The 15,333-nt window shown below is 31.3% G+C and carries 17 protein-coding genes and 1 tRNA gene; 6 read left to right on the top strand and 12 right to left on the bottom strand.

The window, feature by feature from the left end:
- The 8 genes from EM308_RS13065 to EM308_RS13030 all read right to left on the bottom strand — a co-directional run bounded on the left by EM308_RS13065 (window position 1) and on the right by EM308_RS13030 (window position 8,186).
- A complete protein-coding gene (locus EM308_RS13065; RefSeq protein WP_070261855.1) occupies window positions 1–2,379 on the bottom strand; it encodes an ATP-dependent helicase in 2,379 nt (792 codons plus the stop codon).
- 33 nt (window positions 2,380–2,412) lie between these two features.
- Window positions 2,413–3,045, bottom strand: coding sequence for a ribonuclease H1 domain-containing protein (locus tag EM308_RS13060; protein WP_035634032.1), 633 nt, complete (start codon window positions 3,043–3,045; stop codon window positions 2,413–2,415).
- An 85-nt stretch (window positions 3,046–3,130) separates the two neighbouring features.
- Complete coding sequence (locus EM308_RS13055; RefSeq protein ID WP_070261854.1) at window positions 3,131–3,748, bottom strand: hypothetical protein; 618 nt, start codon at window positions 3,746–3,748, stop codon at window positions 3,131–3,133.
- A gap of 748 nt (window positions 3,749–4,496) precedes the next feature.
- Window positions 4,497–5,516: a hypothetical protein gene (locus EM308_RS13050; protein WP_035634009.1), complete on the bottom strand. Its 1,020-nt coding sequence runs from the start codon at window positions 5,514–5,516 to the stop codon at window positions 4,497–4,499.
- Window positions 5,506–5,823: a hypothetical protein gene (locus EM308_RS13045; protein WP_035634011.1), complete on the bottom strand. Its 318-nt coding sequence runs from the start codon at window positions 5,821–5,823 to the stop codon at window positions 5,506–5,508. Before EM308_RS13045 ends, EM308_RS13050 begins: the two co-directional genes overlap by 11 nt.
- 2 nt (window positions 5,824–5,825) lie before the next feature.
- On the bottom strand, window positions 5,826–6,986 hold the full coding sequence (locus EM308_RS13040; protein WP_035634013.1) for a site-specific integrase: 1,161 nt from the start codon (window positions 6,984–6,986) through the stop codon (window positions 5,826–5,828).
- A 240-nt stretch (window positions 6,987–7,226) separates the two neighbouring features.
- A complete protein-coding gene (locus EM308_RS13035) occupies window positions 7,227–7,733 on the bottom strand; it encodes a hypothetical protein (RefSeq protein ID WP_035636137.1) in 507 nt (168 codons plus the stop codon).
- Between the two features lie 48 nt (window positions 7,734–7,781).
- Entirely contained in the window at window positions 7,782–8,186 is a 405-nt protein-coding gene (locus EM308_RS13030) for a hypothetical protein (RefSeq protein ID WP_156101334.1), read from the bottom strand.
- A 95-nt stretch (window positions 8,187–8,281) separates the two neighbouring features.
- On the opposite strand from EM308_RS13030, the gene EM308_RS13025 reads away from it, so the two are divergent.
- On the top strand, window positions 8,282–8,515 hold the full coding sequence (locus EM308_RS13025) for a helix-turn-helix domain-containing protein (RefSeq protein WP_035636142.1): 234 nt from the start codon (window positions 8,282–8,284) through the stop codon (window positions 8,513–8,515).
- A gap of 144 nt (window positions 8,516–8,659) precedes the next feature.
- Here the strand turns inward: EM308_RS13025 and EM308_RS13020 are convergent.
- Window positions 8,660–8,733: transfer RNA gene (locus EM308_RS13020), tRNA-Arg, on the bottom strand.
- Window positions 8,734–8,834: 101 nt separating this feature from the next.
- On the opposite strand from EM308_RS13020, the gene EM308_RS13015 reads away from it, so the two are divergent.
- Complete coding sequence (locus EM308_RS13015) at window positions 8,835–9,347, top strand: adenine phosphoribosyltransferase (protein ID WP_035636144.1); 513 nt, start codon at window positions 8,835–8,837, stop codon at window positions 9,345–9,347.
- A gap of 66 nt (window positions 9,348–9,413) precedes the next feature.
- Here EM308_RS13015 and EM308_RS13010 read toward each other — a convergent pair whose 3' ends face one another.
- The 3 genes from EM308_RS13010 to EM308_RS13000 form a co-directional block, all read right to left on the bottom strand.
- The gene (locus EM308_RS13010) at window positions 9,414–9,554 is read right to left on the bottom strand and encodes a hypothetical protein (protein ID WP_035636147.1); all 141 of its coding nucleotides are present in this window, start codon (window positions 9,552–9,554) and stop codon (window positions 9,414–9,416) included.
- 66 nt (window positions 9,555–9,620) lie between these two features.
- Window positions 9,621–11,366, bottom strand: a complete 1,746-nt coding sequence (locus EM308_RS13005) for a M56 family metallopeptidase (protein ID WP_051877732.1) — start codon at window positions 11,364–11,366, stop codon at window positions 9,621–9,623.
- A gap of 6 nt (window positions 11,367–11,372) precedes the next feature.
- On the bottom strand, window positions 11,373–11,732 hold the full coding sequence (locus tag EM308_RS13000; protein ID WP_035636149.1) for a BlaI/MecI/CopY family transcriptional regulator: 360 nt from the start codon (window positions 11,730–11,732) through the stop codon (window positions 11,373–11,375).
- A 392-nt stretch (window positions 11,733–12,124) separates the two neighbouring features.
- On the opposite strand from EM308_RS13000, the gene EM308_RS12995 reads away from it, so the two are divergent.
- From EM308_RS12995 to EM308_RS12980, 4 genes are all read left to right on the top strand, one after another.
- The gene (locus tag EM308_RS12995) at window positions 12,125–12,778 is read left to right on the top strand and encodes a TatD family hydrolase (protein WP_035636152.1); all 654 of its coding nucleotides are present in this window, start codon (window positions 12,125–12,127) and stop codon (window positions 12,776–12,778) included.
- 44 nt (window positions 12,779–12,822) lie between these two features.
- Window positions 12,823–13,542 (top strand): tRNA threonylcarbamoyladenosine dehydratase, encoded by a 720-nt coding sequence (locus EM308_RS12990; protein ID WP_035636154.1) that lies wholly within the window; start codon window positions 12,823–12,825, stop codon window positions 13,540–13,542.
- 138 nt (window positions 13,543–13,680) lie between these two features.
- Window positions 13,681–14,334 carry an HAD family hydrolase gene (locus EM308_RS12985; protein WP_035636157.1) on the top strand — a complete coding sequence of 218 codons (654 nt, stop codon included), beginning with the start codon at window positions 13,681–13,683 and terminating at the stop codon, window positions 14,332–14,334.
- A gap of 80 nt (window positions 14,335–14,414) precedes the next feature.
- Window positions 14,415–15,266: a DUF2911 domain-containing protein gene (locus tag EM308_RS12980; protein ID WP_035636160.1), complete on the top strand. Its 852-nt coding sequence runs from the start codon at window positions 14,415–14,417 to the stop codon at window positions 15,264–15,266.
- Window positions 15,267–15,333 lie beyond the last annotated feature (67 nt).

Genomic DNA, 15,333 nt, shown 5'->3' with positions numbered 1-15,333 from the left:
TTATTTGTCATATTTTTCTTTGAGTTGTAGTTTTTCAATTCTTGCGTTAATACCGCCTAAATTTCGTCCGAATATTGCTGAAAGCTCATTTGGATTCTTCCCTTGACAAAAAAGAAATTCAAGCTTTTCGTCATCTTCCTTTGTCCAAGGTTGATATGCTTGTGTATGGGTTTTTCTGATTTCGTCAACAGAGTATGCTTTCTCATTTTTAATATTTTCTTCTATGTTGTCCATTACTTTTTGTCCGCAATATGGGCAATAAACGTGAAGTTTTTCTAATTGACTGAAACAACTGTCACACATAATTACTTTGTCAACTACCTGTTTAATTGCATTTGTTGTCCTAACAGTAAATGCTGATGGAATTTCTTTTAAGAAACTTGATTCGTTCCCTTTTTGAGTGATTAAAAAAAGTTTGTCTTTTGCTCTAGTGATAGCAACGTAAAACAAGCGTCTTTCTTCTTCCATTAGCAAGTCGTGATTTGCTTTTTTAATTATCTGAAAAATCCTGTCCTCAAGCCAAATATCAGGAAAGCCACCATTTCCTTCTGTCAAACCAATTATAAAAACAACTTTTGCTTCAAGTCCTTTTGAAGCGTGTATTGTCTTGCCTTGAACACGAATGTTTTCATTTTTGAATTTGTAGAAATATGGACTAAACATTTTACTTCTCCTATACAAAAACAAAATTTCGTCATTACTTATTCCATCTTCCAAAAGTTCTTTTACTTTGTCAAAACAGAATTGTAAATTTTCATCTTCGGTGTTACCTGAATAAACAACAATTTTATGTTCAGATTTTTTTGATGCCTGAACATCTTTATCAACTTTGAATTTGTTGTGTTTAATAACTTCGTTGCTTGCACCAACTATGTTTTGAGTACTACGGTAATTTAGGTTGAGTTTTATCGTTTTTGCATTTGTAAAGTGTTTTTCAAATTCAACAATATAGCTGACGTTTGAACCTCTGAATCCATAAATACTTTGCCAATCATCACCAACGCAAAAAAGCTGTGTGTTGTTGGTTAGCAATAGTTTAATGAGTTCAACCTGTAAGTTGTTTACGTCTTGAAACTCGTCAACTAGGATATATTGGAATTTTCCTTTGTATTTGTTTGCAATATCTTCGTGATTTTGAAATAAAGAAGTACTTCTTGAAATCAAATCGTTAAAATCAAGATAGGATTTATCAGTGCAATAGTGAATATATTTTTTTACAATTGGAATTGCCAAATCGTAAAAATTACGAACTCGTTCGTGTTGGTCTTGTCTTGCATTTTGTAAAACGATGTCAAGGCTGATATTTTCAACTTTAATCATATCCGTAATACGCATGATTTGTTGAACAAAATCTTTCACGTCCTCGTGATAGCCGTTAAACTCTTCTTTGAAGTTGATAGAAATTGTTTTGTGATAGTCTGCTGGTAGCCTATTTTTTACAATTTTATCAAGCGTGTGATTGAACAAGGCAGAGTCTTTTGTCATACTCTCAAAAGTTTTCACTAACAAAAGATTTCCTTTTTTAAACTGTTCTTCTTTGTCTTTAGTTGGAAAACTTATATCGCTTATGTGTTCAATGTAAAGATTTGCTTCAGGAATATAAAAATCAGGACTAAACGAAAAATCTTTTACGTTTAGCAAAGGCTCATACTCAAATTTGATACTATGACGATAAAACCAATCTGCAATAAATTGTTCCGATTTGGAACGAACTTTTGTTCCGTTAAGCGTTGTGAAATACTTGCCATCTTTTGGTAAATATTTTGGGTCAATTTGTTTTAAATGAATTTTGTCAATGATATAATCGAGTATGTATCGTTTGAGATGTAAAAGGTATTCTGTGTTATCGCATTCTTCTATCAAAAGTTTGTGCATTACTTCAAACGCAGTTACAGGGGCAATGTGCTTTGATAGTTCATCATCTTCACTTCGTTTTTCGTCTCCAATAATCTTAAATTTATTATCAAATTCGTTTACGCCATAATTACGCAAAACGCTGTAACAGAAGCTGTGAAATGTTTTAACTGTAAGCCCGTCAATCCAAGTGTGTTTTTTTTGTTGAAAAAATCTTTCCTTGTCTTTGTCTGCTAAACTTTTACGTTTATCAAAAAGTTGTTTTTCATATTCGCCACTTACATCTGCCGAAATGATAAGTCGGTCAAGCATTTCATTTGTTGCATTTTTGGTAAATGTAATAGCAAGGATGCTTGAAGGACTTACACCTTTTTCTTCAATGAGGTAAATAAGTTTTTGCAAAAGAGTTTTTGTTTTGCCCGAGCCTGCACCTGCAAGAACCAAAAGGCGTTTGTCTTCGCTGATAACAGCATCTAGTTGTTTATCGTTTAATGCGCTTAAATCTATTTTTGTGTTCGTTTCCAAAATTCAATTAGTATTTTATAGCAAAAAAATCTTTTATTTTCTTCCAAAGTCAGCTGGATTTTCACCCCACGCCCGTGTTTCCCATTTCAGAATTTCATTGTCATATTCGTTTTCAATTAGCCATTTAATTGCTCTGTCTATAAGTTCAAACAGTTTTTTGTTTTTATCGCTCTTGTCGTGGTTGGTTCGTGCTTGTTTATCTCTTACCCAACTAATAGCAGTTTTACTATCAGAATAAATTGGTAATTTCAAATTATGCTGTTTGCAATAAGCCAATGCGTGAACAATTGCTAGGAACTCAACAATGTTATTTGTTCCGTCCTCATGCGGACCAACTTTAAAAATGTTTTTGCCTGTTTTCGTATAAACGCCTTGATATTCCACAATGCCTGTGGTGGTATTCCAAGCTCCGTCAACAGAAATACTATCTTTAATTGGTTCGCCAATTAATGCAATTTGTTCGGGTGTCAATTCCGTTTCAAAAATATCTTTTCCTATAAAGTCCTTGCTTGAACTCTTAAAAGCTTGTTCAGCTAATTCTTTTGTCATGAAAGATTTGAAGACAGCTTTAGGAAAACCAAATATTTGTTCATTACATTCGTCCCAAGTTTCAAAGATACCTGTTTGTCGTCCAACCCAAACTACATAATATTTTTTCTTTGCCATTTCTGTTCTGTCTTTGTTTGTGTGCTTTTGTCTTTGCATGTAAGTCAATTGCTCAAATCCGTTCTAGCTGTTACCAACCGTATTTTTATTCGATTTTAAATTTTGTAATTATATTTTCCAAAGCCATTTTTTGTTTTTCAGATAGCTTCCCATTCCTTTCGCAATTTTTTTTCAAAGACAATATGAAATCTTTGTCAAACGAAGAATTATTTTCTGCCCATTTCAGAACAAGATTTATTCGGTTAAAATGTGAGTTAGTTTCATAACTTGTAAATGCTAGAAATTTATCATTTATACTTACTTTTATTGCAAGTTGTTTCGGTGTTAAATTTCTTTTTCGATATATATCTACGTAGAACTTATACTCAAAATCTGAAATTCCATTTTTATTATAAATGTAATCAATTACTTCAGCGCTCATACTTTTAGAATTATCATCTTTAAGTTTCTTTATCGAAGTAAATATTTTATTTCCATCCTCAATTCCTAAAAATTTATTTATGCAACAATTTCCAACTTCGGTTTGGTTTGAATTTTTCTTATTTCGTATTACACAAATATTTCTAATTGGGTAATGACCACATAAGCACGTCTGTAAATCCTCAGAATAGTATGCAAAATTAAAATCCCATTCCAGTTTGGCAAAATTCCACGCTTGGGAATCGCTAAGGGCAATAATTTCTTCTGTTAATTTGTAATGCATATTTCTGGTTTTAAGAATATGGATGATACGAAATAAACATTCTGATATATGTCTAATTGGGTTTGTTGACGAATGTTTGTTTCGTGTTCTTCATTTCTCAAATATATGAATTTAATGCAATAAATCTGCTTCGAATAAATTGTGTATTCCAACTGTTTTTGTGCTACACAGTAAATAGGGGTAAGAAAAAATATTAAATGAGTTTCAGTCAGACCATTGTCTTTTTTTTCATTAAAAATGCCTCGTTTAACTGTTTTTCCAGTTGTATAATTAATCCAGAAAAATAAGGTGCTTTTTAAGCATTTAATTTTGATCTAGGTATATTCGTGGCTCAATTGTATTAATAAGTCAATACAGGGCAGATTTAGTCCTCTATTTTTGATTAAAGAAATGATTTGATTTCGATAATTACTTTATCTCGTTTTTTAGGATTAAAACTTAGTTTGTTCTCAAATACTTCATGATTTTTTTTGTTTTGGATTTTTTTTTACTCTTGTTTGATTATCCTTTGGAAAAAGTTGATTAATTGTTTGTATTCTGAAAGCATCGTTTTATTTCTCTTTTTGTCTTTTATCAATTTTTGCCCGAACGATGATTTTGCTTTTACAGCTTTTCATACTCTCATACTCTCATACTCTCATACTCTCATACTCTCATACTCTCATACTCTCATACTTTCATACTTTCATACTTTCATACTTTCATACTTTCATACTCTCATACTTTCATAGAAATATTAGATAATACACTATCGAATCTTACTGTTGTTATATAATCTATCCAATTTCTTCCTTAATTCCTTTTTTAATTCGCCAATTAAATCTATCTCATTCGTTATATTCGATTTATACCTATTTAATAAATCTTTAAAATTTTTACTTTTATTGTTTGGGTGTACTAATTTGTCAAATAAATTTATAGTGTTAAGAAGTCCTTTATTTTCGATTTCATCAAAAATCAAACGATTTATAAAATCTGTATAATTTAGAAGACCTGTATGAGTATTTTTTTTATTGTTTTTTTCTTTAGAAATTACATCTACAAAAGTTATATCGTTCAAATATTTTTCAAGCATTGTAGGTAATGAATTCCAATTGTCTCTTAATAATTCAAGGGTGTCATATTTATCTTTAAACTTAGTGCCAGATACCGTAGTGGCGCTTATTTCGAATCTTAAAAAATGAAATTTATTAAATACGTTTTGTTGATTTTTAGTCCATGTCTTTTTTTCATCCACTTTTAAATCATACATTTCTAAAAATTTATCATAGAAAAGAATTTCATAATTCTGAAACTTAAAATAAACTGTACTTTCGTATTGGTTATCTCTTATGGAATTTCTATATCTTACAAAACAATTTATTACATTATGGAAATATGATTTTAGTAACAATGTAATCCCAATTTCTAATTGTGTTATTTCGAATAATTTCCAGATTTTTCCTTTTTTTAGACCTAATTTGTACTCAATCTTTTCTATACAATCAATAAATTCGTCATAAGTTAAATCACTTCTTGAATTTTCCTTGAAATACCATTTTCTAATGCTTCCTGTTATAGACAACGAATATAAACCCGTAATAATGTTTTCTGAAAGCAAGAGTTTTAATCCGAATTTTTTTTTATTATCTGTAAAATCGTTAAATAATGTTGTTTTCTTTAAAATTTTATTGGGTACATCGTCATCACTTACGTCTTTCCAACACATATTTTTTAATTCTGACGTAAGAGTTATATTTTTAGCATTGTAAATTGCGTTATCGACCATATCTATCTTTTTTTATAAAATTTTCCAAATCTTTTCTAATAATCCATACAGTACCTCTGGGTGAGGACTGAGAGGTTTTTAAACCTCTCTCTCTCATTCTATCAATAGTTTTTCTACTTAAACCATATTCTCTAATAATATCATCAATTTTAAGTAAGTCTGTTTCTAATTTAGGCTTGATGGTATTTTTTTTGTATTCTAGGCTCTTATTTTTTTCAGCTTCTAATTCTCTTTTGGTGTAAACTAATTCAAGAATTTTTCTTTTAAATAGTTTGGGATTTATTGTATTACTTATTTCTTTATTCATGATTAATTGAAGTTTACGGTTTTTATAGCATTGGTTAAAATTTCTTCATCTGAGTTTACATATCGCTGAGTCATCCTGATATCTGTATGTCCCATTAGTTTCATCATTAAGTAGGGTTGTATTCCGTTTTTAGCTAACATTGAGCCGAAAGAGTGTCTGGCAACATGAAAAGTCAATCTTTTTTTTATTTTCGCAATTCTTGCAATAAGCTTTAAGTCTCTGTTGACTGATACATTTTCTCTTCCTTCGAATATCAGTTCTTTTGGTTTTTTTGATTTTATATTTAAACTGATTAAAAGTTTAATTGCCCATGAATTTAAAGGAACATCTAATACTCGTTTTGTTTTTTTCATCACTAGAACCAACTTTTTGTTGTCAACAATGTTTTCTTTTTTTAAATTCATTACATCAGAAAATCTTAACCCTGTATAGCAACTGAATAGGAATAATTTGCGAGTTAGATTTAAACCATTGGTTAGGTTCCCCATTTTTAAATCTGCATTCTTAATATTTTCAATTTCTTTTGAAGTTAAAAAGTCATTTCGTTCCTTTTCTTTTTGTAATTTGATATGCTTACATGGATTCTCTTTTATCAGTTTGTCAATTACGAATTTGTTTAAAACAGCAGAAAAGGTTTTTCTTCGAGTTGCAATTCCACTTACACCTACTTTTTTTTCAGTAGCCAAGTAGTATAGAAAATCTTCAATAAACTTTAAGTCTATTTCTTCAAGGTCAATATTTGTTCTGTATTCCTTCAATTGTTTTCTGAATAACTCATAGTGATATTGGGTTCCTTCTTCAATCATTCTAAATTTCTTTTTACAATATTCATCAAAGTGATAAAAGAAATCTTTTTTGGTATTACCGCCTGAGTATTTTTCTTTAATCAATTCTTTTGTAAGGGGCTTTCCAGAAAGTTCCAATTCCAATAGATGGTTATAAATTGTTTTTTCTTCATTTTGGAGTTTCTTCTTTAGTATAGAATTACCAATACCTTTTGGGGAGTTCTTTTCAAAATCCCATTCATTAAGGGGTAAATAATGTTTAGCGGACAATTTCAAATTCTGAGAATTAAAAATTATCAAATAATTCAAAGGATAAGTTCCATCATTTCTTTTTTTATCCTTTCTCATAATGGTTTTAACAGAGTAATAATTTTTCATTTATTTTATGTTTAATATTTCATACTTATATAAACTCTCGGGAGATTTTTTTTTAGTCGGTTTTCAGGGTGTTTTTGAAATATTTAACAAAAACTTAATGTTTAGGTAACATTAAATTAACATTGGAAAAAAATTTAATTAACACAATAGTAAAATAAAGTGAAATTTCTTACATATTAAAATTTAGCAATAAAAAAAACGACCCTTTTGAGGTCGTTTCTGTACAAAATAAATTAATTTTTAATTCGGGTTATAGACAAATTTGATTTCGTAGTACCATTTAGAACTATCGTCTTCTATATTTTTGATTTCAGATGTTATTAAAAATTTTTCTTCAAGAGAACCAGCAAACAATTTTCCTTTGGTAAGAGGTTTGAATTTATAACCTAATTTTTCAAGACCGTCTATAAGTTTGTCAAAATGACTACCATTATAAATAATTAATGTTGTCCATAATAGTATTACGCTTTTATTATCAGGATAGATTTTTTTTTCAATCAATAATCGAGATTCGTTTTTATTATCATAGTTTTTTGAATACATCGATTTAGATATTATTACCCCTCTATTATCTTCAATGTTGTTGTCTGATTTGATTAAACTCCATTTATTCTCGATTAGATTTTTATTCTTAATGTCATATTTATATTTAGCAAAATTTGAAAGTTCAGTAGCGTTGCTAATTTGTGAATGCCCTTTTACAAGAGGAAAAAGAATAATTGAGATTATAAAGATTATTCTATTCATGGTTGTTTTGTAATTTTTAGATTTGCGTGGAACATATAGTGTAAAAAATTATTTTGGAATTTTATTTGTAGCCTTTTGAGGTTTGTATTTTTCCTTAGTAATATAATCTGTAAGATATTTTGAGCTAGTAGCTGAAATACCAATTGATACAAGATTTTTGTATAAGTATTCTGGTTCGTTGCCTAGTCTATCATGGAATGCTTCTAAAAGCAAATTTCTATTTTTTTGGTTATACCCAATGGATTGTATTATGCCACCAATTTTATTCATTTCAATTCCTTTTTCACTCAGGATATTAATAATAAATATTTGTGTGTTCATATCTCCGTGTTTATAATTTTCTACTATCCAATAAGCAAACTCATCGTTTATTTTTTGCGGTATTTTAACTTGAGCATTTCCTTTTGCTGTTAAAATTAGGATAGTTATTAAGATAAGTGCTATCTGTTTCATAATCATGATTTTTCGGCTAAATTAGTAAAATACATAATATATGCAGTATAATTTATGCGGTAAATTTTATGCGGTTATTTTCCAAATTTCGTTTAATGGAAAATTTAGAAAAAGAAATAGAGCAAAAGATATTTCAGATTGCTGATAAGATTAAGAATCTACGCAAAGAAAAAGGTTATACAAGTCATGAAACATTTGCTTTCGAATACGATATTAATAGAGTTCAGTATTGGAGAATAGAAAACGGAAGAAATATTACATTGAAGACCCTTATGAAGGTCTTAGAAATTCATAAGATTACATTAGGGGAATTTTTCAAAGATTTATAAGAAATCGCCAATTTAATGATGAGGGGTAGTCTGAGGGGGAATAGATATGGCGAATATTGACCAACATTGACTAATAAAGTCCATAAAAAAACCCGCAAATAGCGGGTTTTGTTGGTGTTTAAGAATATTCATTCTTTAAGTTTGTGACCTCGACTGGATTCAAACCAGTAACCTTCTGAGCCGTAATCAGATGCGCTATTCAGTTGCGCCACGAGGCCTTTTTGAAACTTGTTTAACGTTCGCTAAACCTGTTTGCGGGTGCAAATATAGGAATAAATATGTATCTTGCAAGCCGAAATTTACATAAAAATTAAAAAAAATGGACTTAAAAAAATATATACGTGATATTCAGGGGTTTCCGAAAGAGGGAATCGTATTTAAAGATATTACTCCGTTGCTAATTGATGCCAATGCAAGAAAAGAATGTTTGGAAATCCTGGTTTCAGAATTGAAAAATAAAAAAATTGATAAAGTAATTGGAGTAGAAAGTCGTGGTTTTTTCTTTGGAATGCTTTTAGCCGAGGAATTGAATGCAGGTTTTGTTCCTGTTCGAAAACCCAATAAACTACCTTTTGATACCATTTCTGCTTCGTATGATTTGGAATATGGTACTGATACGCTTGAAATTCATACGGATGCCATTCAAAAAGGAGATAGGATATTGATTCACGATGATGTTTTGGCCACTGGCGGAACTGCAAAAGCGGTATGCGAATTGGTCGAAAAACTTGGTGGTGTAATTGTACAATGCAATTTCCTAATGGAAATCACTTTCTTGAACGGAAGAGAAAAAATTGCCGGTAATGAGATTTTTGCGGCAATAACCTATTAGTGTTCAGATAGCAGAATTAAGTTTGCAAATTACTGATTGCTGCCAACTGAGATCTTCAGACTGTATTTACTCAAGTGCTCTGGAAGTCACATAATAGCGATACCCAATAATTGCCAATTGCCACTTTTTGGCTTTTGAAATATCTAATCTTTGTTTGGTAAAGCTTGGTAAAATGAGCTTGTTGATTTTTGCTACTATTTTAAACATATTGTTTTTATTTTTAAAAATACAAAAAAGACGGTCTTGAACCGTCTTTTTTAATTTAGTGTTTTATCAATCCTTTTTAGGAGATTCTTTTAAAATAACAGCATTTTCTTTTGTTGTAATTTCAATTACCCCATTTTTCCCATCTTTTCCATATTTATCTTCAGCAGTTTTGCCTTTTAAAATATTCATGCTTTTTATGGCATCAGGATTAATTTCATTCACACTGGAAATACTGTTGATTTTGACTCCATTCATTATGATAACTGGAGGTAAGGTTACTGGTCCATTAATTTGAAAATATGTTTTGTTATTTTCTTCTTTATTTAAGCTATTGACTGTTGTTTTTGAATCTGCTTTTACTCCATCAATAATAATCATTGGTTCGTTGATTGAAACAGTTTTGTTGTTGCTATTTGAAGCTATTATTTGATTTTTTTCAGTAGGGTATGTGAATTTTATTGTCGAAACCTTTGGTGGGAGAGCAGGCGGAGTAGTGCTTTTTACAGTTGGTGGTAGTGCTGGTGGAGTAGCAGTACTTTCCGCTGGTGAAACTGATGGGGCAATTTTTATCGTTTTAACTTTTGGTGGAAGTGCTGGTGATGAAATAGTATTAGAAGTAGATTGTCTTCCTTTGTTGTTTTTTGAATTAGATATATCCATGTCAAAGCCCATTTCTTTATTAGTTGGATTATAATAGAATCTAAACGGTTTAATTGGGTTTTCAGATTGATTACAACTAGCACTGCCTGTTTGGTCTTCAAATTTTCCGTCAATATTTATAATTTCCCCTTTCGAATTTCTCTTGATATTAAAAAAAGTCAAATTAACATTAAATGTTTTATTCAGTTTTTCGCATTGCTCTTTGATTTCTTGGTTGCTGGTGTTTTTGGTAATAATAAAATCTATTATTGCTAACTTTTTTTCAATTGTCTGTTTTGGTTTTGTTTTCTCTTGTGCAATTACTTCTATTTGAAATAGGACCATAAAGGCAACTAATACTGGAAGCACTAAAGCATACTTCCATAAATTCCATTTTTTTGATTGATTTTTGTTTAACATAACGATTCGTTTTTTGATTAATGATTGATAAAAATGATTGGTAAGCACAACACAATTCTCTTGTGTTGTTATTTTTAAAAGCGTGAGTTGATATGCTTTTTTGTCGGATAAATTTTTGGTTGCTTCGCTATCGGCGATGAATTCCAAATTTTGCAAAATGGCATTTTTGTACAGCCAAATAAAGGGATTGAACCAAAAAAAGATACAGAAGAAACGTGTGATTAAGACGTCTACTGTGTGGTATTGCTCGCTGTGCACTTTTTCGTGTTCAAGTATGCTTTCCATTTCCGACTCGCTGTACAGTGATGAATTGTAAACGATGGTGTTGAAATAGGAGAAAGGCGCAATGTTTTCTGTCGTGTCTATGAATTTATAATCGGCTTGGTGCTGAATGGACTTTCCTTTAATGACACGGTTTAGATTATAAAAGTCGTAGATAAATTGTGTTATTAAAAGTACGCTTCCAATTGTGTAAGCAATTGCTAAAATGTAATACCAATTAATCTCAAAGCTTTCTTCCTGCACGGGTGTCATTGGGATTTTTGACCAATCTATGTTGGTTGGTGTGGGTTCTACCCAAACGATTGTAGTGAAAACTATCCATGGTAAAATCACGGAGGTCATCAAACCTGCCAAAAGAAACCAACGATTTGCTGTAAAAAATGTTTCTTTTCGCAAAAGCAAATAATAAGCAATATAGAACATTGCAATCAATCCGCTGGATTTTATGATATTTATGAATAGTGTTTCCATAGTAGGTTATTTTTTTTGTTCAATCATGGCTAGAATTTCCCTGAGTTCCTCGGCGGTTATTTCTTCTTCTTTGGCAAAGAAGGAAACCATATTTTTATAGGAACTATTGAAATAATTGTCAATTGCCCTGCTCATGAATTTTTTTCGGTATTCTTCGATACTTACCAGCGGGTAGTATTGGTGCGTGTTGCCAAAGGCATTATACGAAACATATCCTTTTTCCTCCAAATTCCGGATAATTGTGGATAGGGTGTTGTAATGTGGTTGGTCTTCGGTGATTTCGGCCATTACTTCTTTTACGAATGCTTTTTTGAGCTTCCATAAAATCTGCATGATTTCTTCTTCCTTGTTTGTTAACTTTTGCATTTTGTTTGTTTTTAAAATTTAGAATAAAATTTCAAATCAAACTTACAACTATATTTTTAGTTCACAAACTATTTTTATAGTTTATTAACTAATTTTTTAGTTTTGTAGCTATTTTACTCGTCTCAAGTATGTTAATGTTTTTAAAAGTAGTTATGTTTTTTGCGTGAGGGATAGGAGCAAGCTACCGAAGTAGCGCGGATAGCCCGACGCCGTTGAGGAAAGGGGCTGTATAAGCGCATTGCTGAGTAAGCCCCTTTTCTCAACGGGGGCACGCCCAAATAATTTTTAATGGTTCTGTGAAAAACATAAACTTTGAGGCTTTGGAACTTTAAACTATTTTTGCCTAAAATTTTATTTCGAAATAAAAACAGACATAAGGAACTTCACGATTAATGGAATATTTTAATTTACATACTCACAAATTCACCAATCAGGAAACAGTTTTGGAACTCGTTAATCAGTATCCTCGTGAGTTTGACGTCTCGATTCCGCATTATTCTATTGGGATTCATCCGTGGCGTATTGCCGAAAATTCACTTGAAGAAGAATTGCAGATAATAAATGATAAAATACTGGAAATAAATTGTTTGTCTATTGGTGAGTGTGGATTTGATAAGCGCATTGAAATTCCTTTTACTTTGCAGGAAATCGTTTTTGAAAGGCAATTGCTTTTGGCACAAAAACATAATAAACCTGTTGTGATTCATTGTGTGGCTGCTTTTCAGGAAGTAATTGCCATAAAGAAAAAATTAAAAATTACGGTTCCGATGATTATTCATGGTTTTTCGAAAAATAAGCAAATGGCAAAAGGACTCATTGATAACGGATTTTATCTTTCGTTTGGAAAATATTTATTGCAAAATCCAGAATTGAAAACTGTTTTTGAGAGTATTCCGAATGATCGTTTTTTTCTGGAAACGGATACAGCAGAAGTAGGAATCGAAGAAGTGTATGCCTTGGCAGCACAATATAAAAATTGGAGTTTGGATGAGCTGAAACAACAAATAAAGAGTAATTTTGCAACCGTTTTTAAAAATAGGTTGTAATTCACAGCAAACAATAAACAATAAACAAAAAACAAAAAAGAGGTATGGCAGAATGGACGGAAAGAGCCGAACTATTATTTAGAAAAGAAGGATTACAAAGATTAAAAGATTCCCATATAATGGTCGTTGGGCTTGGTGGAGTAGGGTCGTTTGCAGCCGAGTTTCTGGCAAGAGCTGGAGTGGGAACCATGACTATTGTAGATGGAGATGTGGTGGATATTACCAATATTAACAGACAGTTGCCTGCCTTACATTCTACTGTTGGAGAACCAAAAGTAGATATTGTGGGTGATAGATTGATGGATATTAATCCAGAATTGAATTTGATAAGAGTAAAAGAATTTCTTTCGCCAGAGCGTGCTTTTGAAATTGTGAGTACCGATTTTGATTACGTTTTAGATTGCATCGACAGTATTACTCCAAAATTGAATTTGATTGTTGGAGCTAAGAAAAAAGGTGTGAAAATCATTTCGAATATGGGTGCTGGCGGAAAAATGATTGCCAGTAAAGTGGTTGTAAAAGATATTTCTAAAACAACAGTGTGTCCGCTTGCAAAAGTGGTTCGAAAACGCCTTAAAAAAATGGGCGTTAGCAGAGGTGTAAAAGCCGTATTTTCTTTAGAAAAACCAGACGAAGGAAGTGTCAAAACGACTGATGGTTCTAATTATAAAAAATCATTCTACGGAACCAATAGTTATATGCCTGGATTGTTTGGTCTTCATGCCGCCGAAACAGTGATTAGATATTTGCTTAAAAAAGAATAGAAAGTTTAATCGTTTAAAGGTTTAATCGTTTTAAAAGTTTAAACAACATTAAACTTAATTAAACCAAAATATAATTAAGTTGTCTAAATAGCTTAGAAACTTAGCATCTCAGAATCTTAGAATCTCAAAGAAAAAAAAATGATAAAAACCGTAATTTTCGACATGGATGGTGTAATTGTAGATACAGAACTCGTACACCGTTATGCTTATTACAAACAATTTGGGGAACTGGCTATTGAGGTTCCTGAGGAAATGTACACTTCTTTTACAGGATTGTCAACCCGAAATACGTTTCAGAAATTGAAAGATCATTTTCAGTTACAACACGAAGTTGAAGATTTGATTTTGAGAAAAAGATCAATTTTTAATGAAGCATTCGACAGCAAAGAAGATTTGGCTTTGCTAGAAGGAGTAGAAAATTTAATAAAAGATTTTCATCAGAACGGAATGCAGCTAATTGTGGCTTCATCGGCTTCTAAAGAAACAATAAACCGTGTTTTCGGTCGTTTTGATTTACACCAGTATTTTTCACACATAGTGAGTGGTGAAGATTTTCCGCAATCAAAACCAAATCCTGCTATTTTTGAGCATGCAGCATCTTTGTCTGTTGCTCCAAAAAATAATTGTATCGTAATTGAAGACAGTACCAATGGGGTGAAAGCAGCGAAAGCCGCGAGTATATTTTGTGTTGGTTACAACAGTTTACATTCTAAAGATCAGGATTTGTCTTTGGCTGATCTGGTAATCAATCATTTTGATGAATTAAATTACGAGAAAGTATCACGTTTTTAATTTTGAATTATATAAAAATTAACATTTTAAGTTTTTTGAATTTGTAAATTTGAAGAAACCCTCGAAATCAATATAATAGTATGAAAAAGATTTTTTTAATTTTAACTTTAATAATTGCTCCTTTCATTGCAGAGGCGCAAGTAAAAGTTCCTTTAGCCAGCCCTAAGTCTACTGTGTTTCAAACCGTAGGATTGACAGATATAGAAATTGTTTATTGCAGACCGGCAGCGAGAGGAAGAGCTGTTTTTGGAAATTTGGTTCCTTTTGGGAAAGTATGGAGAACGGGAGCCAATGAAAATACAACTATTTCTTTTAGTGATGATGTAACAATTGACGGTAAAGTTTTGCCTAAGGGAAAATATGCATTGTACACAATTCCTAAAATAGAAAGTTGGGAAGTGATTTTTTACTCAACGACCAACAATTGGGGAACTCCAGAAGTATGGAATGAGGCAAATGTCGTATTGAGAACGACAGTAAAAGAGGAGGCCCTCGTAAAACCGGTTGAATCACTTACGATAGGAATCAGTAGTTTGGATGCTAATTTTGCTTATTTGGATATCGCTTGGGAAAATTCTTCTGTTTCGATGAAATTTGAAGTGCCTACTCAAAAGAATACAATGGAAAGTATAGAAAAAGTTCTGGCGGGTCCTACATCGGCGGATTACTTTACGGCAGCACAATATGTTTTTCAATCAAATGGAGATAACGCAAAAGCTTTGAACTACATTGACAAAGCAATGGATATGAGTACAGAAAAACCGTATTGGTACACTCGTTTGAAATCACAGATTCAGGCAAGATCAAGCGATTATAAAAATGCTATCGAAACAGCAAAAATTTCTCTTGCAGCGGCTGAAGCTGCCAAAAACCAGGATTACGTAAAAATGAATAAAGAAAGTATTGCTGAATGGAGTAAAAAAGAACAATAAATCTATAGCCATCTTTACGACAGAATTAAAAAAAAATCCCGATTCATGAAAAAATTTGAATCGGGAT

The organism is Flavobacterium gilvum, assembly GCF_001761465.1.
Taxonomy (GTDB): Bacteria; Bacteroidota; Bacteroidia; order Flavobacteriales; family Flavobacteriaceae; genus Flavobacterium; species Flavobacterium gilvum.
Note: the sequence above shows the minus strand (reverse complement) of the source record. Positions and strands in the feature narration are given on the sequence as shown.